This is a genomic window from Pseudomonas sp. D1HM (assembly GCF_019266105.1).
GTDB classification, from domain to species: Bacteria; Pseudomonadota; Gammaproteobacteria; order Pseudomonadales; family Pseudomonadaceae; genus Aquipseudomonas; species Aquipseudomonas taetrolens.
Map to the genome: position 1 here is coordinate 284165 of NZ_LRMN01000014.1, position 23788 is coordinate 307952.

Genomic DNA, 23788 nt, shown 5'->3' on the forward strand with positions numbered 1-23788 from the left:
GGGGACTGTCACTGTGTGGGAACTGGTCAAATCCGGCGGCTGGATGATGCTGCCGATCATTCTGAGCTCTGTTGCCGCGCTGGGCATTATTGTCGAGCGTTTGTGGACCCTGCGTGCCAGTCGCGTGACGCCGGCGCACCTGCTCGGTCAGGTTTGGGTCTGGATAAAGGACAAACAACTGGACAAGGACAAGCTCCAGCAGTTGCGCGCCGACTCTCCGCTGGGGGAAATCCTGGCCGCCGGCCTGGCCAATTCCCGGCATGGCCGCGAGATCATGAAAGAGTGCATCGAAGAAGCCGCCGCACGTGTGATTCACGAGCTGGAGCGCTACCTCAATGCACTGGGTACGATTGCCGCGATGGCGCCATTGCTGGGCCTGCTCGGTACGGTGCTGGGCATGATCGATATCTTTAGCTCGTTCATGGGCGCGGGCATGACCAGCAACGCAGCGGTCCTCGCGGGCGGGATCTCCAAGGCGCTGATTACGACTGCTGCCGGTCTGATGGTCGGTATTCCGGCGGTGTTTTTCCATCGTTTCCTGCAACGTCGTGTCGATGAGCTGGTAGTCGGCATGGAGCAGGAAGCGATCAAGCTGGTCGAAGTGGTGCAGGGCGACCGTGAAGTCGACATGGTCGGGAGCAAAGCGTGAAGTTTCGCCGCAAGCCCCGGGAAACGGTCGATATCAACCTCGCGTCGTTGATCGATGTGGTGTTCATTCTGCTGCTGTTTTTTGTCGTGACCACTACCTTCACCCGTGAAACCCAGTTGCAGGTCGATTTGCCTGAAGCTGTCAGCGGTTCTCCCAGCGAGGATCAAAATGCCAGGCAAGTCGATATCGCCATCAGTGCAGATGGCGTGTTTTCGGTAAACAACCAGGTCTTGCCGAAGAACGATCTGGCGAGCCTGATCGAGGCGCTGCAAAAAGAGTCCGGCGGCGATACGACGCTTGCGCTGTCGATCTCGGCTGATGGCAAGACCCCACACCAGGCGGTCATCACGGCAATGGATGCAGCCGGCAAACTCGGCTTCAGCCACTTGCGCATGACTACCGTCGAGGCGCAGACGACCCCCTGATGGCCATGTCCGATCGCTTGTTGCGCGCCTGGTACGCCGGGCATCCGTTGCTCACGTTGTTACGACCTCTGGAGTCGCTTTATCGCCGTGTTGTCGAACGCAAGCGTGCGCGCTTTGTGGCAGGCGAGGGGGATATCTATCGGGCACCGGTGCCATTGGTCGTCGTCGGCAACATCACGGTCGGGGGCACCGGCAAGACACCTCTGATCCTGTGGCTGATCGACCATTGCCAGCGTAAGGGCCTGAAGGTCGGTGTGGTGAGTCGGGGCTATGGCGCCAGCCCCCCGCAATTGCCGTGGCGGGTGAGTGCCGGGCAAAGTGCCGCGCAAGCGGGTGATGAGCCATTGCTGATTGTGCAGCGCAGCGGTGTGCCCCTGATGATCGACCCGGATCGCAGCCGGGCGGTCAAGGCCCTGCTGGACAGCGAACCGCTGGACCTGATCCTGTCCGACGACGGCTTGCAGCACTACCGTTTGGCTCGCGATCTGGAGCTGGTGCTGATCGACAACGCCAGAGGCCTGGGTAACGGCCGCTGCCTGCCTGCCGGGCCGCTGCGTGAGCCAGTCGAGCGTCTGCAGAGTGTTGATGCCGTGCTTTACAACGGTGCCGCCTGCGACCCGCAAGGAGGTTTTGCCTTTCAATTGCAGCCGACGGCGCTGATCAATCTACGCAGTGGTGAACGCCAGCCGCTGGACTTCTTCCCGGCGCAACAAGCGCTGCACGCGGTGGCCGGCATCGGTAATCCGCAGCGTTTCTTCAATACCCTTGAAACGCTACACTGGCGGCCTGTTGCCCATGCTTTTGCAGATCACGCGGCCTATAGCGCCGAGGTCTTGAGTTTTACCCCGCCATTACCCCTGGTCATGACCGAGAAGGATGCGGTGAAGTGCCGTGACTTCGCGTTGTCGGACTGGTGGTACCTGGCGGTAGATGCGGTGCCGTCCGAGGCTTTTGTCCTCTGGTTTGACCAACAGCTCGCGCGTCTTTTACCTGATCGTCTTTTGCCCTAACTCATCTTTATCCTGGGGAACACTCATGGACACCAAACTGCTCGATATCCTTGCTTGCCCTGTTTGCAAAGGCCCGCTCAAGCTCAGTGCCGACAAGACCGAACTGATCAGCAAGGGCGCCGGTCTGGCCTATCCGATCCGTGACGGTATTCCCGTCATGCTCGAAACCGAAGCCCGTACCCTCAGCCCTGACGAGCGTCTGGATAAATGATCCCGGTTTTTACAGTCGTTATTCCGTCGCGCTTCGGCTCGACCCGGTTGCCTGGCAAACCGCTGCTAATGATTGCCGGCAAGCCGATGGTTCAGCATGTCTGGGAACAGGCCTGTAAAAGCAGCGCGCAACGGGTTGTGGTTGCCACGGATGATGCGCGTATTGTCGAAGCCTGCAAGGCGTTTGGCGCTGAAGTGTTGATGACCCGTACCGATCACGAGTCGGGCACCGACCGCTTGGCCGAAGTGGTGACGCAATTGGGCCTGGCCAGCGATGCCATCGTGGTCAATGTCCAGGGTGACGAGCCGCTGATTCCGCCGCAGGTGATCGATCAGGTAGCGGTTAATCTGGCCGCTCACAGCGAGGCGAGCATGGCGACCCTGGCAGAGCCGATCGAAGACGTTGAAACGCTGTTCAACCCGAATGTGGTCAAGGTAGTCAGCGACATCAATGGGCTGGCCCTGACATTCAGCCGGGCCACGTTGCCGTGGGCCCGTGATGACTTCGCCCGGCAGCCTGGCGCGTTGCCGGCGGGCGTGCCATACCGTCGCCATATCGGCATCTATGCATATCGGGCAGGTTTCCTGCACGATTTTGTGGGCTGGGGCCCTTGCTGGCTGGAGAATACCGAGCGTCTCGAACAATTACGGGCGTTGTGGCATGGGGTGCGGATACACGTGGCAGACGTGCTCGAAGCACCGCCTGCGGGCGTTGATACGCTCGAAGACCTTGAGCGCGTTCGGCGTTTGTTGGAGGGGTGATGGGGCATACCCTGAAACCGGCATACGACGCGCTGATGATTGAACTGAAGGGACACTTATGAGTTTGCAGTTGCAGATCAATGCCTCGCTCAAGCCCTTCAACAGCTTTGGCGTTGATGTCCGGGCAAGCCTGTTTGCGCAAGCCCGCAGCGATGCCGATGTGCATGAGGCGCTGTTGTGTGCGGCTGAGCAAAAACTGCCTTTGCTGGTCATTGGCGGCGGCAGTAACTTGCTGCTGACCGGTGATGTCCAGGCACTGGTTTTACAGATGGCCAGTCGCGGCATTCGCTTGCTGGAGGATGACGGCGAACGGGTGGTGGTTGAGGCCGAAGCGGGTGAAGTGTGGCACGCCTTTGTGCTGTGGACGTTGGAGCAAGGGCTGTCCGGCCTTGAGAACCTCAGTCTGATCCCCGGTACGGTAGGGGCTGCGCCGATGCAAAATATCGGGGCTTACGGGGTTGAGATCAAAGATGTATTTGCCGGGCTGACAGCGCTTGATCGGCAAACCGGCGAGTTGCGGGAGTTCGAGCTGGCCGAGTGCAATTTCGGCTATCGCGACAGCGTGTTCAAGCAGCATCCCGGGCGCTGGTTGATTTTGCGGGTGAGGTTTGCCTTGAGTCGTGCCGCGCACTTGCACCTGGAATATGGCCCTGTGCGACAGCGCTTGAGTGAGCAGGGCGTCGAGCACCCCACTGCCAGTGATGTCAGCCGGGCAATCAGCAGTATTCGCAGCGAAAAACTGCCGGATCCGGCTGTGCTGGGCAACGCGGGCAGCTTCTTCAAGAATCCTGTGGTGCCGGCGTTACTCGCAGCTGAATTGAAGCTGGCGTACCCCGGTCTGGTCGGTTACCCGCAACCTGACGGGCAAGTGAAGCTGGCGGCGGGCTGGTTGATTGAAACTGCTGGCTGGAAAGGCTTCCGCGAGGCGGATGCGGGCGTGCATCGCTTGCAGTCGCTGGTGCTGGTCAACTACGGTTCGGCTACCGGCGAACAGCTGTTGGCGTTGGCGCACCGAATCCAGATTGATATCGAGCAGCGCTTTGGCGTGCAGCTGGAGATGGAACCCAACGTCTACTGACGTTTTACAGTGTTGGAAGCGACATAAAAAAAGCCCCGCCAGTTCAACACTGGCGGGGCTTTTTAGTGGCCTTTGGATTTAGGCGAGGGGTTTAGACTCGGGCTCTTTATCGTGGGCTACGGTTTCGTTCGCAGATGCCTGAGCGGCAGCAGCTGCAGCCGCCTCACGCTTGCGACGACGTACTTCGCGCGGGTCGTTTGGTGCACGACCGTTGCTTGGCAGAGTGCTTGCAGCCGGAGCGGCTGCTGGAGCAACCACGTCTACCAGTTCCGAAGCCACGACTTCAGTGGGGACAGGCTGTTCGGTAACAACCGTCTCTACTATGGCTTCAGGTGCGGCGACTTCAGCGACAACCGGTTCTGCTACTGGAGCAGGTGCGGCCTCAACGATGGCTGGCTCGGCAATTGGCTCGCGGACTACGCGAACTTCCTTGGCGGGTTCAGGGGCGTTTTCGATGACTGGCGCCTCGGTAACCGGCGTTTCTACGCGTGGGGTTTCAACCGCTGAAGTTGCGACTTCGATCACAGGCTCCGGGGCAGCGACCACTGGCGTTTCGATTGCAGGGGCAGGTTCGATCACGACCTGGGCTTCAGGTTGAGCCTGGGGTGCCGGTGCAACTTCAACATCCGGAGTCCTGGTCACTTCAGCGGCAGGTGCTTCAACCACTGGAGCTTCTACCGCCGGGGTTTCAACAACCGGAGCAGTTTCGACTGCCGGAGTTTCAACGGCAGTGACTTCGCTCGGAGCCTGGACAGCAACTTCGGCCTCGGCGGGTGCAGCTTCCCGGGTGGCTTGTGTGGCACGTTCGGCTTGTTGATGGGCCTCGGCTTCAGCCGGTGCGCTGATGACCGAGCTGGCAACAGCTTCAGTAACAGCAAGGCCGGCGGCCAGTTCGGAAGTGGTTACTGGCGCGTTTTCAGCGTTGGCTTCTTCGCTGTTCTCTTCCGAGCCTTCAATCACATTGCCGTTGGCATCGCGTTGACGTTCACGACGGTTGCTGCGACGACGCTGACCACGGGAGCGGCGGCGAGGACGATCGCCTTCGGCGTTCTCCTGCGACTCGTCCTGGGCTTGCTCAGCAGTCGAAACGGCTTCTTCGTCTTCAACTGCCGCGATCACTTGCTCTTCGCGCGGAGCGCGTTCTTCACGTGGAGCGCGCGGTTGGCGTTCTTCGAGTGGTGCACGAGCAGGGCGTTCGTCTGTGGCAGTCGTGGCAGCGGCAGCGGCAGCGACGGCAGGTGCGGCATCCAGAGGTTCGCGCAATTCGCGTACGCGTTCTTCACGGCCTTCACCACGTGGCTTGCGGTCTTCACGAGGCGCGCGAGGAGCACGTTCTTCGCGTGGCGGACGTGGAGCCCGCTCTTCGCGCGTCACGGCAACGGCTGGCGTTTCTTCGCGAGGCTCGCGTACTTCACGGGGTTCGCGCGGGGCGCGCTCTTCGCGAGGTGCACGTTCTTCACGCGGCTTGCGCTCTTCGTCGCGGCGACCATTACGGTTGCGGCTCTGCTGGCGACCATTGCGACGTTCTTCGTTGCGGGCCGGACGCTCCGGGGTGGCAGCTGGCTTCTCGGCCACGGCAGGGGCTGCCGGCTGTTCTTCCTTGGAGGCGAACAGGCTGACCAGCGACTTGACCAGACCTTTGAACAGGCTTGGCTCGGAGACGGTCGGTGCTGGCGCTGCTGCAGGTGCTGGCGCGGCGGCTTCGGTCGGAACCGGTGCCGAGGTGCGTGCCGGGGCAGTCTTGACTGCAGCTTCCTGACGAACCAGGGTGCGGGTCGCGGCAGCAGGTTGCACTTCTTCCACTTCAGCGGCAGCCGCAGCAATTTCATAGCTGGACTGGTTGGTGTGGGCTTCCGGGCTGTCATCACGCAGACGCTGAACTTCGAAGTGCGGCGTTTCGAGATGGTCGTTCGGCAGAATGACGATGCGGGCACGGGTGCGCAGTTCGATCTTGGTGATCGAGTTGCGTTTTTCGTTCAGCAGGAAAGCGGCAACCGGGATTGGCACCTGGGCGCGTACTTCGGCAGTACGGTCTTTCAGGGCTTCTTCTTCGATCAGGCGCAGAATGGCCAGGGACAGCGACTCGACGTCACGGATGATGCCGGTGCCGTTGCAGCGCGGGCACACGATGCCGCTGCTCTCGCCCAGGGAAGGACGCAGGCGTTGACGGGACATTTCCAGCAGGCCGAAGCGCGAGATACGGCCGACTTGAACGCGGGCGCGGTCTGCTTCCAGGCATTCGCGGACTTTCTCTTCCACGGCGCGCTGGTTTTTGGCTGGGGTCATGTCGATGAAGTCGATGACGATCAGGCCGCCGATGTCGCGCAAGCGCAACTGACGGGCGATTTCTTCAGCCGCTTCAAGGTTGGTTTGCAGTGCGGTTTCTTCGATATCGCTGCCTTTGGTGGCGCGGGCCGAGTTGATGTCGATGGACACCAGGGCTTCGGTCGGGTCGATAACGATGGAGCCGCCGGAAGGCAGTTCAACGACGCGCTGGAAGGCGGTCTCGATCTGGCTTTCGATCTGGAAACGATTGAACAGCGGAACGCTGTCTTCGTACAGTTTGATTTTGCTGGCGTACTGCGGCATCACCTGGCGAATGAAGGTCAGGGCTTCGTCCTGGGCTTCAACGCTGTCGATCAGTACTTCGCCGATGTCCTGGCGCAGGTAATCACGGATGGCGCGAATGATCACGTTGCTTTCCTGATAGATCAGGAATGGCGCGGCGCGATCCAGCGAGGCTTCTTTAATGGCGGTCCACAGCTGCAGCAGGTAATCGAGGTCCCACTGCATTTCTTCGCTGCTGCGGCCAAGGCCGGCAGTACGAACGATCAGGCCCATGTCGGCAGGAGCGATCAGGCCGTTCAGGGCTTCACGCAGCTCGTTGCGCTCTTCGCCTTCGATACGGCGGGAGATGCCGCCGGCACGCGGGTTGTTGGGCATCAGCACCAGGTAGCGGCCGGCGAGGCTGATGAAGGTGGTCAGGGCTGCGCCCTTGTTGCCACGTTCTTCCTTTTCAACCTGCACGATGACTTCCTGGCCTTCGGTCAGGACGTCCTTGATGTTTACGCGACCTTCAGGTGCTTTCTTGAAGTACTCGCGGGAGATTTCCTTCAGGGGCAGGAAGCCGTGGCGCTCAGAGCCGAAATCGACAAAGGCAGCCTCAAGGCTTGGTTCGATGCGAGTAATACGGCCTTTATAAATGTTGGCTTTCTTCTGCTCGCGCGCACCCGACTCGATGTCCAGGTCGTAGAGGCGTTGGCCATCTACCAGTGCAACACGCAACTCTTCAGGTTGAGTTGCGTTAATCAGCATTCTTTTCATGTTGTACCGTCGGTTTCCGGGCTACCGGAAACGGCGTTCGGCACACACGACTTCTCACGGTCGGTGTCAGGTGCGTCAGGAGCAGTTGGCCACTCCAGTGTCCAGCGAGTTCGACCAAAGGGGGCGAAGTCGCGACTTACGCTTCCTGCTTGCTGTGGTGACTTAAGCACTCAGTCAGGAGGAGGAATCAACCGGTGGCTGTGGACGAGATGAAGCGTCTTGATAAAGCCTATTGCTACACAGTCCAACGGTTGTGCATCTCCACCCTACACGTATCCCTGATAATTCGGGTGCTGCCGCGCGCAGAATCCGCAGCGGGTTGGCATTTACCGTGTTCTCCAAAAGGGGAGTTCACGCATCATGGCTAATAAAGGCGATGTTTCCGAAACATTCGCTCGAAATTCCCGAAGCTGACTGCACTTTGTGAACTGGCCGTGAATATCGGCATAAAAGGCGAGTTTTCACTCTGCTTTCCAGGCTCGCTTCAGGCCTCATGTCACCTGCGCTTGTTACAACTCCAAGTATTTCGTATGCAGCAAAAGCCCCGTAGGACGGCCTCGCGTCCTCGTGAAGAGCGTTGGTCAGGGCCGGTGATACACCGTTAATCCGCTGTCCAGGCCGCTTTTGGCGGCGTTCGCGACTATAGCAGCAATGATTAAGTGCTTCAATTCCATAAAAATTGTTATCATCCGCCGCATGACGACCACGACCCCCCCGACCCCCAGCGTTCAGCTGCTTGAGGTCTTGCCGGAATATGCCGGCCAACGCATCGACAACTTCCTGCTAGCCCGACTCAAGGGTGTGCCCAAGACCTTGATTTACCGCATTTTGCGCAAAGGCGAAGTGCGTGTGAACAAGGGCCGGATCAAACCCGAGTACAAATTGCAGGCGGGCGACATTGTGCGCGTGCCGCCGGTTCGCGTGCCTGAGCGTGACGAGCCTGTGCCTGTGGCGCAGGGCTTGCTGCAACGGCTCGAAGCGGCGATTGTTTATGAAGACAAAGCGCTGATTGTGCTGAACAAGCCGGCCGGCATCGCCGTGCATGGCGGTAGCGGCCTGACTTTCGGCGTGATTGAAGCCTTTCGCCAGATGCGTCCGGATGCCAAGGAACTGGAACTGGTGCACCGTCTGGATCGTGACACCTCCGGCCTGCTGATGATTGCCAAAAAGCGCAGCATGTTGCGCCACCTGCACGAAGCATTGCGTGGCGACGGTGTCGACAAGCGCTACATGGCGCTGGTGCGTGGCAACTGGGCGACTTCGATCAAGCAAGTGCGTGCGCCGCTGATGAAGAGCAATTTGCGCTCCGGCGAGCGCATGGTTGAGGTCAATGAAGAAGGCAAGGAATCCGTCACGGTGTTCAAGGTACTGCGCCGCTTCGGTGATTTCGCCACCATGATCGAGGCCAGGCCCATCACCGGGCGTACGCACCAGATTCGTGTGCACACGCTGCACGCGGGGCACTGCATCGCAGGTGATACCAAGTATGGCGACGAGGGGTTCTCTAAAGAGATTCGTGACTTGGGCGGCAAGCGCTTGTTCCTGCATGCCTACATGCTCACGGTGCCGCTGCCGGATGGCGGCGAGTTGAAGTTGCAGGCGCCGGTCGATGAAATGTGGGCCAAAACCGTGGAGCGACTGAGTGCCGACTGAGTACAAGCTGCTGATTTTTGACTGGGATGGCACGCTGGCAGACTCCATTGGTCGTATCGTGACCGCGATGCAGGTCGCAGCGCAGCGTTCGGGTCATCCGGAGCGTGACGAAGATTCGGTCAAGGGCATTATTGGTCTGGGTTTGCCCGAGGCCATTCTTACGCTCTATCCCGAGATGACGGATGCGCAGGTGGTTGATTTTCGCCAGCACTATGCGGATGTCTATATCGCCATGGATACCGAGCCTTCGCCGCTCTTTGACGGTGTCCTGGAGTCGCTTGAGGCGTTTCGTGCCGAGGGCTATCGGCTGGCGGTTGCCACGGGCAAGGCGCGCCGCGGGCTTGATCGTGTACTCAAGGCGCATGGCTGGGAGGACTTCTTCGATGTCACCCGTGCGGCCGATGAGACGGCAAGCAAGCCTGATCCATTGATGCTGAACCAGATTCTGGCCCATTGCGATGTGCGGCCGGAGCACGCCTTGATGGTGGGTGATGCGACCTTCGATTTGCAGATGGCGCGCAATGCGGGCATTGACTCTGTGGCGGTAGGCTATGGTGCTCAGTCAATGGAGCGCTTGCTGGCGTTCGAGCCCCGGCTGGCGATTGACACCTTTTCGCAGTTGCACGCCTGGCTGGGTCGGCAGGCCAATTAAAGAATCAGACTGGGAGTAAAGCATGGTTGATCAATGGAAGGCGCCTGAGTCTGAGCCGGTCGCGGGTGATGAGAAAAGCTGGAAGTTGCTGGAAAAAACCCTGCTGGCGGGGATCCAGGAGCAGCGCCGAGCCCGGCGCTGGGGCATTTTCTTCAAATTGCTTACGTTCTGCCTATTGCTGGTTGCGTTGTTGTCGCTAACGCCGCTGATGGAGATGGAGCGTGGTGCAATGAGTGGTCAGGGCTATACCGCACTGATCGATGTGCGCGGTGTGATTGCCGATAAAGAGCCTGCGAGTGCGGATAACCTGGTCACCAGTCTGCAGGCTGCGTTTGATGATCCAAAGGTCAAGGGTGTGGTCCTGCGGATCAATAGCCCGGGCGGCAGTCCGGTGCAGTCGGGTTATGTCTACGATGAAATCCGTCGTTTGCGGGGTTTGCATCCCGGGACCAAGGTCTATGCGGTGATTTCGGATCTGGGCGCTTCCGGTGCGTATTACATAGCCAGTGCTGCCGACCAGATCTATGCCGACAAGGCCAGTCTGGTGGGTTCCATTGGTGTGACGGCGGCAGGCTTCGGTTTTGTCGGTGCCATGGAAAAGCTGGGCATTCAGCGTCGGGCCTACACGTCGGGTGAGCACAAGGCGTTCCTGGATCCGTTTGAGCCTGAGAAGCCGGGCGAGACCAAGTTCTGGCAAGGTGTGCTGAATGTGACCCATGAGCAGTTCATTGCCAGCGTCAAGCAGGGGCGTGGCGACCGTTTGAAGGATAAGGAGCATCCTGAGCTGTTTTCGGGGTTGGTCTGGACCGGTCAGCAGGCGCTGCCTTTGGGTTTGATCGATGGATTGGGTAATGCCAGTTCTGTGGCGCGTGACGTGATCGGTGAAAAGGAACTGGTTGACTTCACGGTGCAAGAGTCGCCTTTCGACCGCTTCTCGAAAAAGCTGGGTGCGAGTGTGGCGGAGCAACTGGCCCTGTGGATGGGGTTTCAGGGGCCGACCTTGCGTTGATCGCCAGGCATCAAAAAAAGCCGGCCTGAGAAGGCCGGCTTTTTTGTGGGCGCTGGACAGGCATCTGACCGGCGGGCTGGCTTGCTCCTTTGCGAGGGGCAGGCAAGTCCTTGCAGTTCAGGGGATGGTAACGCCCTCGACAAGCAGCATGTCGATCAGCCGTATCAGTGGCAGGCCCACCAGGCTGGTAGCGTCGTCACCTTCGGTGCGTTGGAACAGGCTGACTCCCAGGCCCTCGGCCTTGAAGCTGCCAGCGCAGTCGTAGGGTGTCTCGGCAAGCAGGTAGCGCTCAATCTGTTCAGTGCCGAGTGTGCGCATGTGGACGGTGAAGGGGATGCAGTCTGTCTGGTGGTCGCCTGTCCGGGCGTTGAGCAGGGTCAGGCCGGTGAGGAACGTCACGCTGGCTCCGCTGGCGTCCATTAGCTGCTGGCGAGCCTTGTCGAAGGTGTGGGGCTTGCCGATGATGTGGCCGTTGAGTACTGCCACCTGGTCGGAGCCGATGATCAGGTGTCCGGGATGACTGTTGGCAAGTGCGCGGGCCTTCTCCAGGGACAGGCGCTCGACCAGTTCGCGTGCGGACTCGCCCGGGCGGTGGCTTTCGTCGATATCGGGTGAACTGCAGTTGAAAGGCAGACGCAGGCGAGCCAATAAGTCGCGGCGATAAATCGAGCTTGAAGCGAGTAATAAAGGCAGCATTCACGTCTCCTGTGGGTAGCCGGGAATTTTAGCGAGAGTATCGGTTGTCGCACAGGCACAATTTCCTTTGACAGGTGAGGGGGTCGTCCCTAGAATGCTGCGCCTATGTTGAATGACCCGATTCCACCTCACGTTGACCCGCGCAAATTAGCTGATCGTGGCACTACCCTTCAAGGTGAAGTGCTGCTGGCTGATTTGGAGAGACTCTGCGACCCGCTTTCCGACACTGTCGGTAAGGTCCAGGCTAAATTTGTTTTTGAGCGCGACGAGCGAAGATCTGTGGTAATACACAGCTCCATCGACGTTGAGGTCAAAATGGTTTGCCAGCGTTGTCTTGAGCTGGTCACCCTGCCGATCCACAGCGAATGCAGTTATGCTGTGGTGAAAGAGGGTGCGAATACCCAGTCGTTACCGAAAGGTTATGACGTGCTGGAACTGGGCGAAGATCCTTTGGATCTGCAGTCACTGATCGAGGAGGAGCTTTTGCTTGCCTTGCCCATTGTGCCTGCTCATCATCCGGAAGAATGCCAGCAGCCGGCGGGTCTCGATGAGCCCGAACCGTGCGAGGACGTGGTAACGCGGTCCAACCCGTTCAGTGTATTGGCGCAGTTAAAGCGTGACCCAAACGTTTAGGAGTTAATCAATTATGGCTGTTCAGCAGAACAAAAAATCCCGCTCTGCCCGTGACATGCGTCGTTCGCACGATGCTCTTTCGGCTAGCACTCTGTCTGTAGAAAAAACCACCGGTGAAATTCACCTGCGTCACCACGTATCGCCAGAAGGCGTATACCGTGGTCGTAAAGTGATCGACAAGGGCGCTGACGAGTAATCACTTGTCCGTTCAGGTCATCGCGATCGACGCAATGGGCGGGGACTTCGGTCCCCGCAGCATTGTTCAGGCGTGCATTGCCTGCCTGTCTGCTACTCCCTCGTTACACCTGACCCTCGTCGGTCAATCCTCCTTGCTTGAAGAACTGATTTCCGGCCATTCGGCTGTGGATCGCTCGCGCCTTACGATTACCCATGCTTCAGATGTTATCGCCATGAGCGAACGGCCTTCGCATGCATTGCGCGGCAAGCCGGACTCGTCCATGCGTGTGGCGCTGGAGCTGCTTCGCGACGGCAAGGTTCAGGCGTGCGTGAGTTCCGGGAATACCGGAGCGCTGATGGCGTTGTCCAGGCATGTGCTCAAGACCTTGCCGGGGATTGACCGCCCGGCGATGGTCGCGGCAGTCCCGACCCAGTCCGGCTACTGTCAGTTGCTCGACTTGGGGGCGAATGTCGACTGCACGGCCGGACAGTTGTTCCAGTTTGCGGTAATGGGGTCTGTGGCGGCGCAGGCGCTGGGTGTTCCTCGTCCCCGGGTTGCCTTGCTCAATATCGGCACCGAAGACGTCAAGGGTAACCAGCAGGTCAAAGAGGCGGCAGCCTTGTTGCAGGCTGCGCCAGGTTTGCATTACATCGGCTTTGTCGAAGGTGATGGTGTGTACCGTGGCGAGGCCGATGTGGTGGTGTGTGATGGGTTTGTCGGCAATATCTTGCTCAAATCCAGTGAAGGTCTCGCGACGATGATCTCGGACAGGCTCGAGGCGGTATTCAGGCGTACGCTGTTCAGCCGGTTCGTGGGTGTTCTCGCGTTGCCGCTGATGCGGCGTTTGCGGGCAGACCTTGCGCCTGCCCGGCACAACGGTGCGAGTTTTCTCGGGCTGCAGGGGATTGTGATCAAGAGTCACGGTTCGGCAGGTGCTCAGGGCTTTCAGAGTGCGATAGAGCGCGCACTGATTGAAATCCATGAAGACCTGCCAAAGCGTTTGTATGGGCGCCTTGACGGGATGTTGCCGTAGGCGTTTTACCGGCCGGATGCTTTAATGTGACCGCTCGGTCTAATCAGCCATCCAACTGTCAGTTTCTTGCGTCCGCCACGGCAGGACGTCAATTCTCCGACGACAAGATTATTAGGGGCTTGTTACATGTCTACATCCCTCGCATTCGTCTTTCCAGGGCAGGGTTCGCAGTCCCTCGGCATGTTGGCCGAGCTGGGCGCGGAGCATCCGCTGGTCCTGGAAACATTCAAGGAAGCTTCCGATGCTCTGGGTTACGACCTGTGGGCACTGACCCAAGAGGGTCCCGCGGAGCAGCTGAACCAGACTGATATTACCCAGCCTGCCATCCTGACCGCTTCAGTTGCCTTGTGGCGCCTGTGGCTGGCTGAGGGTGGCGCACGTCCTGCGTTTGTCGCCGGGCACAGCCTGGGCGAGTACAGCGCCCTGGTTGCAGCTGAATGCCTGACACTGGCTGAAGCCGTCAAGCTGGTCGAGCGTCGTGGTCGTTTGATGCAGGAGGCTGTTCCGGCCGGTCAGGGCGCCATGGCGGCGATCCTGGGTCTGGAAGATGCAGACGTGCTGGCAGCATGCGCTGAAGCCTCGCAAGGCGAAGTGGTCAGTGCCGTGAATTTCAATTCTCCTGGCCAGGTCGTGATTGCAGGTGCCAAGGCTGCTGTCGAGCGCGCTATGGAAGGCTGCAAGGCGCGTGGCGCCAAGCGTGCGCTGCCGCTGCCGGTCAGCGTACCTTCGCATTGCGAGCTGATGCGTCCGGCGGCTGAACGGTTTGCCGAGTCCATCGAAGCCATTGACTGGAAAATGCCGACCATCGCGCTGGTGCAGAATGTCAGTGCTTCGGTTGCGACTGATTTGCAAACCCTCAAGCGTGATCTGCTCGAGCAGCTGTACAAGCCTGTACGTTGGGTTGAGTCGGTTCAATATCTGGCCGCCAAAGGCCCGGTTGAATTGGTTGAGTGCGGGCCGGGCAAAGTCCTGGTCGGCATCAGCAAGCGTTGCGCTGAAGGCGTAACGACTCACAACTTGAACACCCCGGATGCCTTCGCTGCCGCTCGTGCGGCACTGGCCTGAATTAGGAGAAGCCTTCATGAGCTTGCAAGGTAAAGTTGCACTGGTAACGGGCGCGAGCCGTGGCATTGGCCAGGCTATCGCGTTGGAGTTGGGTCGTATGGGTGCCGTTGTCATTGGTACTGCGACGTCTGCCACCGGTGCCGAACGTATTACTGCCACCCTGAAGGAAAATGGTATTCAGGGCGCTGGCATGGAACTCAATGTCACCAGCGACGAATCAGTTGCTGCGGTGCTGGCCAGCATTCAGGAACAGTTCGGTGCGCCGGCAATCCTGGTCAATAATGCCGGTATCACACGCGATAACCTGATGATGCGCATGAAAGATGACGAATGGCATGACGTTGTCGACACCAATTTGAACAGTCTGTTCCGCCTGTCCAAGGGCGTTTTGCGCGGCATGACCAAGGCGCGTTGGGGACGAATTATCAGTATTGGCTCTGTTGTGGGTGCCATGGGCAACGCAGGCCAAGTAAACTATGCCGCAGCCAAGGCTGGCCTTGAAGGTTTCAGTCGTGCATTGGCACGTGAAGTTGGCTCGCGTTCGATTACGGTCAACTCGGTGGCTCCAGGGTTTATCGATACCGATATGACCCGGGAGTTGCCAGAAGCACAGCGTGAAGCCTTGCAGGCGCAGATTCCGCTGGGCCGTTTGGGTCAGGCTCAAGAGATCGCTAGCGTGGTCGCTTTCCTGGCTTCGGACGGTGCAGCCTACGTGACCGGGGCTACAATCCCGGTCAACGGTGGGATGTACATGAGTTAAATGTGACGGATTGTTTTAAAAAAATGTCATACGAGCTGTCTAAAATCCGTTATAAAGCTGCAATCTATTTATAGGCAGCGGGTTATTGCGGGACGAGTGCAAAGCTTTCAGTTGAAAAACTGAAAAGCCTTTCGATACACTTGCCCACTGGCCAGCTGCCTGAATTTGTCCATTAGGAGTGAAAACAAGGTATGAGCACCATCGAAGAACGCGTCAAGAAAATCGTTGCCGAGCAACTGGGCGTGAAAGAAGAAGAAGTCGTTAACACTGCTTCCTTCGTAGAAGACCTGGGTGCCGACTCCCTTGACACCGTTGAGCTTGTGATGGCTCTGGAAGAGGAATTCGAGACTGAAATTCCTGACGAAGAAGCTGAAAAGATCACTACTGTACAAGCCGCTATCGATTACGTTACTAGCCACCAGGCTTAATAGTTTGTAATCGTTGCTCGCTGTCATGGAAAAACCGCACTGCCGCTATGGCGTGCGGTTTTTTCTTTAGGCGTGATGCAAAGTGTCGTCAATAGAATAAAGGAGAGTGCTGTGTCGCGTAGACGCGTCGTAGTCACCGGTATGGGGATGTTGTCGCCACTGGGTGCTGATGTACCAAGCACCTGGCAAGGCATTCTGGCAGGCCGAAGTGGCATTGGTCTGATCGAACACACGGATCTTTCTGCCTATACCACCCGTTTTGGCGGCTCGGTTCAGGGCTTTAACGTTGAGGATTACCTCTCCGTCAAGGAAGCCCGAAAACTTGACCTGTTTATTCAATACGGTTTGGCAGCCGGATTTCAGGCTGTGCGTAATGCCGGTCTTGAAGTTACCGACGCCAATCGTGAGCGCATCGGTGTGGCGATGGGGTCGGGTATTGGTGGTTTGACCAATATCGAAGAAACCAGCCGTACCTTGCATGATCAAGGCCCGCGACGGATTTCTCCATTCTTCGTGCCAGGCTCGATCATCAACATGATTTCCGGTTTCCTGTCTATCCATCTGGGTACACAGGGGCCTAACTACGCCATCGCCACGGCGTGTACCACGGGTACGCACTGCATCGGCATGGCGGCGCGCAACATTGCTTACGGCGAAGCCGATGTAATGATTGCCGGCGGTGCTGAAATGGCCGCTTGCGGACTGGGCATGGGCGGCTTCGGTGCTTCCCGTGCACTGTCGACCCGCAACGACGACCCGACCCGTGCCAGCCGTCCCTGGGACAAAGGCCGTGACGGTTTTGTCCTGTCCGATGGTGCTGGTGCGCTGGTACTTGAAGAGCTGGAGCATGCCAAGGCTCGCGGTGCGACCATCTATGCCGAGCTGATCGGGTTCGGGATGAGCGGCGATGCTTATCACATGACTTCGCCTCCCGCTGACGGTGCCGGTGCCGCACGCTGCATCACCAATGCCCTGCGTGATGCCAAGGTGAACGTCGAGCAAGTGCAGTACATCAACGCCCACGGCACTTCGACACCTGCCGGTGACCTGGCAGAAGTCTCGGCGATCAAGTCGGTGTTTGGTGATCACGCCTATAACCTGGCCGTGAGTTCGACCAAGTCCATGACCGGTCACTTGCTGGGTGCGGCCGGTGCAGTCGAGGCGATCTTCAGCGTGCTGGCGATCAATAGCCAGGTCGCGCCGCCGACGATCAACCTCGACGAGCCTGATGAAGGCTGTGATCTCGACTTCGTGCCGCATACTGCGCGCGAAATGCCGATCGACGTGGTGCTGAGCAACTCGTTCGGCTTTGGCGGTACCAACGGTTCGCTGGTTTTCCGCCGGTACGCCGAGTGATGCAAAGCTGGGTCGACGGTCACCCCGCGCACGCCTTGGCGTCGCTCAAAGACCGTGGGCTGGCCTACGGCGATGGTCTGTTCGAGACTATTGCAGTCAAGGCCGGCCAGCCATTGTTGCTGGACCTGCATTTGCAGCGTCTGGCGAACGGATGCAGCCGGCTGGCGATCGCGGCGGATCAGTCATTGATCCGCTGCGAATTGCTGGCTTATGCCCAAGCGATGGGCGAAGGCGTGCTTAAGCTCATCCTGACCCGAGGCGACAGCCTGCGCGGTTATGGCGTATCCCCGGGGGCCCAACCCCGAAGAATTCTTCAAGCCGGTCCTGCCGCCGCTTACCCTGAGGCCAACGCGCTGCAAGGTATCGAGCTGTTTGACTGCGCCACTCGTCTGGCCGAGCAGCCGCTGCTGGCGGGGCTCAAACACCTCAACCGCCTGGAACAGGTGATTGCCCGCGCCGAATGGCAAGACCCGGCCTATGCCGAAGGTCTGATGCGTGACACCTCGGGCCGGATCATTGAGGGTGTGTTCAGCAACCTGTTCCTGGTGCGCGAGGGCGTGCTGGTCACGGCTGACCTGCAGCGCTGCGGCGTGGCCGGTGTCATGCGGGCTGCACTGCTGGCCGAGGCTGAACGCCTGGCGATCCCTTTACATGTCACAGACATCAGCCTGGAGCAGTTGCAACAGGCTGATGAACTCTTCGTCTGCAACAGCGTGTATGGCGTTTGGCCCGTACGTGCATTTGCCGACCTGAGCTGGCCGGTGGGGCCGCTCACCCGTAAACTGCAAAGTATTGCTCGCACCCTATTGGATGTTTGATTCGTGAAACGTAAATGCTTGGTGCTGCTACAAACAGCTCTGGTGCTGGCCGGCCTGTTGTTGGGCGCCAGTGCCTGGAAGCTCAATTCTGCGCTGGAACAACCGCTCAATCTGACTCAAGAACAACTGCTGGATGTACCGGCAGGCGCAACCCCGACCGGGACCTTTAATCGTCTTGAAGCCAGCGGCACACTTCGGGATGCACTCTGGTTGCGTCTGTACTGGCGCTTCAATCTGGAAGGTCAGCCGTTGCACAGCGGCGAGTACCGCATGATGCCCGGCATGACCGCCCAGGAACTGATTGGCCTGTGGCAGCGTGGCGAAGTGGTGCAGTACAGCCTGACGCTGGTCGAAGGCTGGACTTTTCGTCAGGTGCGCAGTGCATTGGCCCGTCATGAAAAAATTGAGCAAACCCTCGATGGCCTGAGCGACAGCGAGGTCATGGAAAAGCTCGGCCATCCGGGCGAGTTTCCCGAAGGGCGATTCTTCCCGGATACGTATCGCTTTGTGCGGGGCATGACCGATGCCGAGCTGCTCGGTAAAGCCTATGATCGTCTGGAGAAAGTCCTGGCCGAGGAATGGGAGCAGCGCGCTCCTGACCTGCCGTATAGCGACCCTTATCAAGCCTTGATCATGGCCTCTCTGGTCGAAAAGGAAACCGGAGTGCCGCACGAGCGCGGGCAGATTGCCGGGGTTTTCGTGCGCCGCATAAAAATCGGCATGCCACTGCAAACGGATCCTACAGTGATCTACGGATTGGGCGAGCGGTATAACGGCAAGCTAACCCGTGCGCATTTGCGCGAGCCAACGCCGTACAACACCTACACCATTCCCGGCATGCCGCCGACACCGATTGCGATGGTCGGGCGTGAAGCCATCAATGCCGCCTTGCACCCGGTCAGTGGCAGTAGCCTGTATTTTGTAGCCAAGGGTGATGGCAGCCACATATTTTCCAATGATCTGGATGCGCACAACACGGCTGTGCGAGAGTTCCAGCTCAAACGTCGCGCCGATTACCGTTCGAGCCCTGCGCCAGCCCCTGCTGCCGAGCCGGCGCCTGTCGAGGCCGAGCCGCAAGGCGCGCAATGACACTGATTAAGGACTGCTGCCTGTGACTGGCTTGTTTATTACCCTGGAAGGCCCCGAAGGTGCGGGTAAAAGCACTAACCGCGAATACCTGGCCGAGCGTTTGCGCGCCGCCGGTATCGATGTGGTGCTGACCCGTGAGCCAGGTGGCACACCCTTGGCCGAGCGGATCCGGGAACTGCTGTTGGCGCCAAGTGACGAGGCCATGTGCGCCGACACTGAACTGTTGCTGGTGTTCGCTGCCCGCGCCCAGCATTTGGCCGAAGTGATTCGGCCTGCACTGGCCCGTGGAGCCGTCGTGCTGTGTGATCGTTTTACCGATGCAACCTATGCCTATCAGGGCGGCGGTCGAGGTTTGTCGCACGCGCGCATCGCCGTGCTCGAGAGCTTTGTACAAGGCTCGCTGCGTCCAGACCTGACACTGGTATTTGATTTGCCGATCGAAGTCGGCATGGCGCGGGCCAGTGCCCGGGGCCGACTGGATCGCTTCGAGCAAGAAGGCCGTATGTTCTTTGATGCCGTGCGCAGCACCTACCTCAAGCGTGCCGAGGCCGACCCGGCACGTTACCGCCTGGTCGATGCGGCTCAATCACTGGAAAACGTTCAGGATCAGCTGGATGGCTTGCTCCCGCAATTGCTGGAGTTGCACCGTGGCTGAGGCTTATCCATGGCAAGACAGCCTCTGGCAGCAGATGGCGGGGCGCGCGCAGCATGCGCATGCCTATTTGCTGCACGGGCCGGCCGGGATTGGTAAGCGCGCCCTGGCGGAGCGACTCATGGCCAGCTTGCTGTGCAAGACGCCGGTAGGGCTCGAGGCTTGCGGTACCTGCAAGTCATGCGCATTGCTGGCAGCCGGGAGCCACCCCGATAATTACATTCTTGAGCCTGAAGAAGCCGACAAGGTGATCAAGGTCGACCAGGTGCGCGATCTGGTCAGTTTTGTTGTGCAGACCGCTCAGTTGGGCGGGCGCAAGGTCGTGCTGGTCGAGCCTGTCGAGTCGATGAACATCAACGCCGCCAACGCGCTGCTCAAAAGCCTTGAAGAACCGTCAGGCAATACGGTGTTGCTGCTGGTCAGCCATCAGTCGAGTCGCCTGTTGCCGACCATTCGCAGCCGCTGTGTGCAGCAAGCGTGCCCATTGCCGAGCGAAGCCCTGAGCCTTGAATGGCTCGTTAAAGCCTTGCCCGATTCCAGCCCTGAAGAGCGTATCGAGTTGCTGACATTGGCGGCCGGTTCCCCCTTGGTCGCCGTCAAGTTGCAGGCGCAGGGTGTACGCGAACAGCGTGCGGCGGTGGTGGAGGGCGTCAAGAAGCTGCTCAAGCGCGAACTGTCGGCCAGTCAATTGGTTGAGAGTTGGAAGGCCATTCCGCTATTGCTGCTGTTTGACTGGTTTTGCGATTGGGCCAGCCTGATTTTGCGTTATCAACTGACTCAAGACGAAGAAGGGCTTGGGTTGGCGGATATGCGTAAAGTGTTGCAGTACCTGGCGCAGAAAGCCGCGCAGGAAAAAGTTCTGAGCATTCAGGACTGGATTCTTGCACAGCGTCAAAAGGTGCTGGGCAAGGCCAATCTTAATCGTGATCTGTTGCTGGAGGCGTTACTGGTGCAGTGGGCAAATCTGCCCGGCCAGCGCTGATTTGAGACTGAAATTGACAGGCAGGAAAAATTTGTATGCTGGTTGACTCCCATTGCCATCTCGATCGCCTTGATCTGAGTGCCCATGACGGCTCGCTGGATGCCGCCCTTGAGGCTGCGCGCCAGCGGGGTGTCGGGCACTTTCTGTGCATTGGCGTGAGTGCCGATAACGCGGCCGATGTCAAAGCCCTGACCGATCGCTATGCCGATGTCGATTGCTCGGTGGGGGTTCATCCGCTGGATGTTCAGCCCGGCGCGGCACCGGCACTGGACTGGCTGCTGGGTGAGTTGAATCACCCGCGGGTGGTGGCAATTGGTGAAACCGGCCTGGATTATCACTACGAACCCGAGGCGGCCGAGTTGCAGCAGCTGTCGTTCCGGGTGCATTTGCAAGCGGCGCAACAGACCGGCAAGCCAGTGGTGGTACATACCCGTGGCGCCCGGGCCGATACTCTGGCGTTGCTGCGTGAGGCGGCCTTGCCCCAGGCCGGCGTGCTGCACTGTTTTACCGAAGACTGGGACATGGCCAAGGCTGCACTGGACCTGGGTTTTTACATCTCCTTGTCGGGTATCGTGACCTTCAAGAATGCTGAAGCATTACGTGATGTCGCCCGTCAGGTGCCGGCCGACCGTTTGCTGGTAGAGACCGACTCGCCTTACCTGGCTCCGATTCCCTATCGCGGCAAGCCGAACCTGCCGCAATACGTGCGCGAAGTGGCCGAGTTCTTGGCCATGTTGCGGGGGGAGTCCTACGAACGCTTTGCCGAGCAGACCACCGAGAACTTCAAGCGTCTGTTCCCGCAGGCCCGGTTGTAGAGGCTCTGCTGCCAGTCGAGCACCGTAGCCGTCTTGAGTTCAGGCCTCTCGGCGTGTCAGGTTTATGGCCGCGGCGCAGGACGCGGCCTCGTTCTACTCGTCCGCTGCTACATCATCTCTGTAGCCGCTGACGAAGCACCATGGCGGGGCTCGGCAGTGTCTGAATGGAAGTTAAAAAAAACCCGGGCTCTGGGGAATCCGGGTTAAGACCATTAGGAGTAAAACAAAGGCCGACATTCCGTTGCTGCCTTTTATCGGCGAATCACTTGGGGGAGGTGCTACGCCGACCTACTTAAGTATTGGTCAGCTTTGCCGGACTTCCAGTCGATATTGTTCGTTTTTTAAACAGATTTGGAATACGCGTCATTCGTTTGAGTGCGCATCGTGGCAGGGCGAGCGGAGGTGAAAATATCGATATGCAGGATGATCCGTGCAATTTAGCGTGACTTAGGCATAATGCTTGGCTTCGATTTTGACCCCTACAGACCTTCTCTTATGCACAAAGAACCCCGTAAGGTCCGTGAGTTTCGTCGCCGCGAGCAAGAAATTCTCGATACCGCGCTCAAGCTGTTCCTCGAACAAGGTGAAGACAGCGTCACCGTCGAGATGATCGCTGATGCCGTAGGTATCGGCAAAGGCACGATCTACAAGCATTTCAAGTCCAAGGCCGAAATCTACCTGCGCCTGATGCTCGACTATGAGCGCGATTTGAACGAGCTGCTGCTTTCTGCTGACGTGGACAAAGACAAAGAAGCGCTGTCGCGCGCCTACTTTGAGTTTCGCATGCGCGATCCGCAGCGCTACCGGTTGTTTGACCGCCTGGAAGAAAAGGTCGTCAAGGGCAATCAGGTCCCCGAACTGGTTGAAGAACTGCATAAGATTCGCGCGTCCAACTTTGAGCATCTGACCCTGCTGATCAAAGGCCGTATCAGCGAAGGCAAACTCGAAGATGTACCGCCTTACTTCCATTACTGCGCCGCCTGGGCCTTGGTGCACGGCGCCGTTGCGCTGTATCACTCGCCGTTCTGGAGTAATGTGCTGGAAGATCAGGAAGGTTTCTTTCAGTTCTTGATGGACATCGGTGTGCGTATGGGCAACAAACGCAAGCGTGACACCGACACCCCGGCAGTCGAGTAAGTTACATGCACGGCTCGCAGCCTGAAGCCTATACTCAGACTGCGTCAGAGCCTGTGGCCGTGTCATGACGGTCACCCCTCTGGGGGAGCTTGATGCTTGAACCGGGTTTTGGCACGCTGCCTTCCCTCCGCCGGAGTCATCCATGATCGTTGATCGCCAAGGCAGACGTTTTCGCAACTTGCGTATCAGTCTGACGTCTGCTTGTAACTATGCCTGCACTTACTGTGTGCCCAATGGCAAGCGGTTGGTCGCGGCGCAGGATGAACTGTCGGCCGAAGCCATGGTGCGCGGCGTGGCTTACCTGATTGAAGCCGCCGGCATCGAGCGATTACGGATTACCGGGGGCGAGCCGCTGGTCAGCCCCAAGCTCGAAACCTTTATGCGCGACGTCGGCCAGTTGGGGTTGAGTGATATCAGCCTCACCACGAACGGCCAGTTGCTCGCACGCAAGTTGCCATTACTGCTGGAGGCTGGCATTCGCCGCCTCAACGTTTCCCTCGACACCCTTGATCCGGATGCCTTCCGCTCGATTGCCCGTGGCGGCGATTTGCCTACCGTTCTTGACGGCCTGCAGCAGGCTCATGACGCCGGGATCAAGATCAAGGTCAACATGGTGCCGCTGCGCGGGCAGAACCTGGATCAGGTCATGCCGCTGCTGGCGTTCTGCCTGGAGCGGGGCTACGAACTGCGTTTCATTGAGTTGATGCGCATGGGGCATTTGGCCAGCGATGGAAATGCGTTCCTGCAACAGTTCGTCAGCCTGCAACAACTGTTGTCATTGATCGGCGAGCGCTATGCGTACCTGCAGGCCGATGCGCCGGTCGATGCCACCGCGGTGCGCTATCAGATACCGGGCCTCGGTTATTTCGGGGTGATTGCCAATGAGAGCGTGCCGTTTTGCCGAACCTGCTCGCGCCTGCGGTTGTCGTCCACGGGATGGCTGCATGGATGCCTGTCGTCGAGCAACAGGCATTATGTGGGCGATCTGCTGAACAAGCCGCGGCATGAGGCCCTCCCGGCGCTGCAAGGGCTGCTGCTGAAAGCCTTGGGCGACAAACAGGAAGTCGCCTTCTCGGGTGGTGCTACCGTGATGAAAATCATCGGCGGTTAGCCCGTTCTGGTTGCGTCCTCATGCATCGAGGGCAGGTGCAAGAACGATAAAGAAACACTTCGCTAAATCCTTTCAGAAGTCTCCTACATCCACGATTCCGGCCTATCCGTTAGCGTTCAGCCCTTTCTTTAAGGGAAGAATCACGGATGACCACTTATGACCGTCATAAGCGCTTTAGCCTGAGTATCAACGCTGCCGAATCCGAGTTTCAGGTACTGGGGTTTACCGGCGATGAAGCCATCGGCACGCCCTTTGCCTTTACC

General features: G+C 58.8%; 25 protein-coding genes. 23 read left to right on the plus strand and 2 right to left on the minus strand.

The genetic code is table 11. The annotated features are described in order from the left end of the window. Nucleotides 1-13 precede the first annotated feature (13 nt). Genes AWM69_RS15660 through murB form a run of 6 tightly spaced genes read left to right on the plus strand, consistent with a single transcriptional unit; the run spans nucleotide 14 to nucleotide 4134 of the window. Nucleotides 14-649 (plus strand): MotA/TolQ/ExbB proton channel family protein, encoded by a 636-nt coding sequence (locus AWM69_RS15660; RefSeq protein WP_048378438.1) that lies wholly within the window; start codon nucleotides 14-16, stop codon nucleotides 647-649. Further along, complete coding sequence (locus tag AWM69_RS15665; RefSeq protein WP_218727443.1) at nucleotides 646-1074, plus strand: biopolymer transporter ExbD; 429 nt, start codon at nucleotides 646-648, stop codon at nucleotides 1072-1074. Before AWM69_RS15660 ends, AWM69_RS15665 begins: the two co-directional genes overlap by 4 nt. Then, nucleotides 1074-2084 (plus strand): tetraacyldisaccharide 4'-kinase, encoded by a 1011-nt coding sequence (gene lpxK / locus AWM69_RS15670; protein ID WP_218727445.1) that lies wholly within the window; start codon nucleotides 1074-1076, stop codon nucleotides 2082-2084. The genes AWM69_RS15665 and lpxK overlap by 1 nt, the downstream gene beginning before the upstream one ends. A gap of 25 nt (nucleotides 2085-2109) precedes the next feature. After that, complete coding sequence (locus AWM69_RS15675; RefSeq protein ID WP_048377831.1) at nucleotides 2110-2295, plus strand: Trm112 family protein; 186 nt, start codon at nucleotides 2110-2112, stop codon at nucleotides 2293-2295. Next, on the plus strand, nucleotides 2292-3056 hold the full coding sequence (kdsB, locus tag AWM69_RS15680; RefSeq protein WP_218727446.1) for a 3-deoxy-manno-octulosonate cytidylyltransferase: 765 nt from the start codon (nucleotides 2292-2294) through the stop codon (nucleotides 3054-3056). The genes AWM69_RS15675 and kdsB overlap by 4 nt, the downstream gene beginning before the upstream one ends. Nucleotides 3057-3114: 58 nt before the next feature. Beyond that, nucleotides 3115-4134: a UDP-N-acetylmuramate dehydrogenase gene (gene murB, locus AWM69_RS15685; RefSeq protein WP_218727448.1), complete on the plus strand. Its 1020-nt coding sequence runs from the start codon at nucleotides 3115-3117 to the stop codon at nucleotides 4132-4134. 78 nt (nucleotides 4135-4212) lie between these two features. Here murB and rne read toward each other — a convergent pair whose 3' ends face one another. After that, a complete protein-coding gene (rne, locus tag AWM69_RS15690; RefSeq protein WP_218727450.1) occupies nucleotides 4213-7449 on the minus strand; it encodes a ribonuclease E in 3237 nt (1078 codons plus the stop codon). Between the two features lie 705 nt (nucleotides 7450-8154). Here rne and rluC point away from each other — a divergent pair. Genes rluC through AWM69_RS15705 form a run of 3 tightly spaced genes read left to right on the plus strand, consistent with a single transcriptional unit; the run spans nucleotide 8155 to nucleotide 10772 of the window. Beyond that, nucleotides 8155-9111: a 23S rRNA pseudouridine(955/2504/2580) synthase RluC gene (gene rluC, locus AWM69_RS15695; protein ID WP_131652462.1), complete on the plus strand. Its 957-nt coding sequence runs from the start codon at nucleotides 8155-8157 to the stop codon at nucleotides 9109-9111. Continuing rightward, nucleotides 9101-9763 (plus strand): HAD-IA family hydrolase, encoded by a 663-nt coding sequence (locus AWM69_RS15700; protein ID WP_048377827.1) that lies wholly within the window; start codon nucleotides 9101-9103, stop codon nucleotides 9761-9763. The genes rluC and AWM69_RS15700 overlap by 11 nt, the downstream gene beginning before the upstream one ends. A gap of 22 nt (nucleotides 9764-9785) precedes the next feature. After that, nucleotides 9786-10772, plus strand: a complete 987-nt coding sequence (locus AWM69_RS15705) for a S49 family peptidase (RefSeq protein WP_218727451.1) — start codon at nucleotides 9786-9788, stop codon at nucleotides 10770-10772. 117 nt (nucleotides 10773-10889) lie between these two features. Here AWM69_RS15705 and AWM69_RS15710 read toward each other — a convergent pair whose 3' ends face one another. After that, nucleotides 10890-11468, minus strand: a complete 579-nt coding sequence (locus AWM69_RS15710) for a nucleoside triphosphate pyrophosphatase (RefSeq protein ID WP_218727453.1) — start codon at nucleotides 11466-11468, stop codon at nucleotides 10890-10892. 105 nt (nucleotides 11469-11573) lie between these two features. Between AWM69_RS15710 and AWM69_RS15715 the strand changes: the two genes are divergently transcribed. From AWM69_RS15715 to AWM69_RS15780, 14 genes are all read left to right on the plus strand, one after another. Then, the gene (locus AWM69_RS15715; protein ID WP_048377824.1) at nucleotides 11574-12101 is read left to right on the plus strand and encodes a YceD family protein; all 528 of its coding nucleotides are present in this window, start codon (nucleotides 11574-11576) and stop codon (nucleotides 12099-12101) included. Between the two features lie 13 nt (nucleotides 12102-12114). Further along, entirely contained in the window at nucleotides 12115-12297 is a 183-nt protein-coding gene (gene rpmF, locus AWM69_RS15720) for a 50S ribosomal protein L32 (protein WP_003442519.1), read from the plus strand. 4 nt (nucleotides 12298-12301) lie between these two features. Then, nucleotides 12302-13312, plus strand: a complete 1011-nt coding sequence (gene plsX / locus AWM69_RS15725; RefSeq protein ID WP_048377823.1) for a phosphate acyltransferase PlsX — start codon at nucleotides 12302-12304, stop codon at nucleotides 13310-13312. Nucleotides 13313-13438: 126 nt separating this feature from the next. Beyond that, nucleotides 13439-14377: an ACP S-malonyltransferase gene (gene fabD, locus AWM69_RS15730; protein ID WP_218727455.1), complete on the plus strand. Its 939-nt coding sequence runs from the start codon at nucleotides 13439-13441 to the stop codon at nucleotides 14375-14377. A gap of 16 nt (nucleotides 14378-14393) precedes the next feature. After that, nucleotides 14394-15137 (plus strand): 3-oxoacyl-ACP reductase FabG, encoded by a 744-nt coding sequence (gene fabG, locus AWM69_RS15735; protein ID WP_048377821.1) that lies wholly within the window; start codon nucleotides 14394-14396, stop codon nucleotides 15135-15137. A gap of 191 nt (nucleotides 15138-15328) precedes the next feature. Further along, nucleotides 15329-15565 carry an acyl carrier protein gene (acpP, locus tag AWM69_RS15740; RefSeq protein ID WP_003175607.1) on the plus strand — a complete coding sequence of 79 codons (237 nt, stop codon included), beginning with the start codon at nucleotides 15329-15331 and terminating at the stop codon, nucleotides 15563-15565. Between the two features lie 111 nt (nucleotides 15566-15676). Further along, nucleotides 15677-16921, plus strand: coding sequence for a beta-ketoacyl-ACP synthase II (gene fabF / locus AWM69_RS15745; protein ID WP_048377820.1), 1245 nt, complete (start codon nucleotides 15677-15679; stop codon nucleotides 16919-16921). Further along, nucleotides 16921-17739: an aminodeoxychorismate lyase gene (gene pabC, locus AWM69_RS15750; RefSeq protein ID WP_131652466.1), complete on the plus strand. Its 819-nt coding sequence runs from the start codon at nucleotides 16921-16923 to the stop codon at nucleotides 17737-17739. The genes fabF and pabC overlap by 1 nt, the downstream gene beginning before the upstream one ends. A 3-nt stretch (nucleotides 17740-17742) precedes the next feature. Then, nucleotides 17743-18828, plus strand: a complete 1086-nt coding sequence (gene mltG / locus AWM69_RS15755) for an endolytic transglycosylase MltG (protein WP_218727457.1) — start codon at nucleotides 17743-17745, stop codon at nucleotides 18826-18828. 22 nt (nucleotides 18829-18850) lie between these two features. Beyond that, on the plus strand, nucleotides 18851-19483 hold the full coding sequence (tmk, locus tag AWM69_RS15760; protein ID WP_218727458.1) for a dTMP kinase: 633 nt from the start codon (nucleotides 18851-18853) through the stop codon (nucleotides 19481-19483). Then, on the plus strand, nucleotides 19476-20462 hold the full coding sequence (locus AWM69_RS15765; RefSeq protein ID WP_218727460.1) for a DNA polymerase III subunit delta': 987 nt from the start codon (nucleotides 19476-19478) through the stop codon (nucleotides 20460-20462). The genes tmk and AWM69_RS15765 overlap by 8 nt, the downstream gene beginning before the upstream one ends. A gap of 35 nt (nucleotides 20463-20497) precedes the next feature. Then, the gene (locus AWM69_RS15770) at nucleotides 20498-21277 is read left to right on the plus strand and encodes a TatD family hydrolase (RefSeq protein ID WP_218727461.1); all 780 of its coding nucleotides are present in this window, start codon (nucleotides 20498-20500) and stop codon (nucleotides 21275-21277) included. A 495-nt stretch (nucleotides 21278-21772) separates the two neighbouring features. Continuing rightward, complete coding sequence (locus tag AWM69_RS15775; protein ID WP_048377814.1) at nucleotides 21773-22414, plus strand: TetR/AcrR family transcriptional regulator; 642 nt, start codon at nucleotides 21773-21775, stop codon at nucleotides 22412-22414. A 142-nt stretch (nucleotides 22415-22556) separates the two neighbouring features. Beyond that, nucleotides 22557-23525, plus strand: a complete 969-nt coding sequence (locus AWM69_RS15780; protein WP_131652471.1) for a GTP 3',8-cyclase MoaA — start codon at nucleotides 22557-22559, stop codon at nucleotides 23523-23525. Nucleotides 23526-23788: the final 263 nt, after the last annotated feature.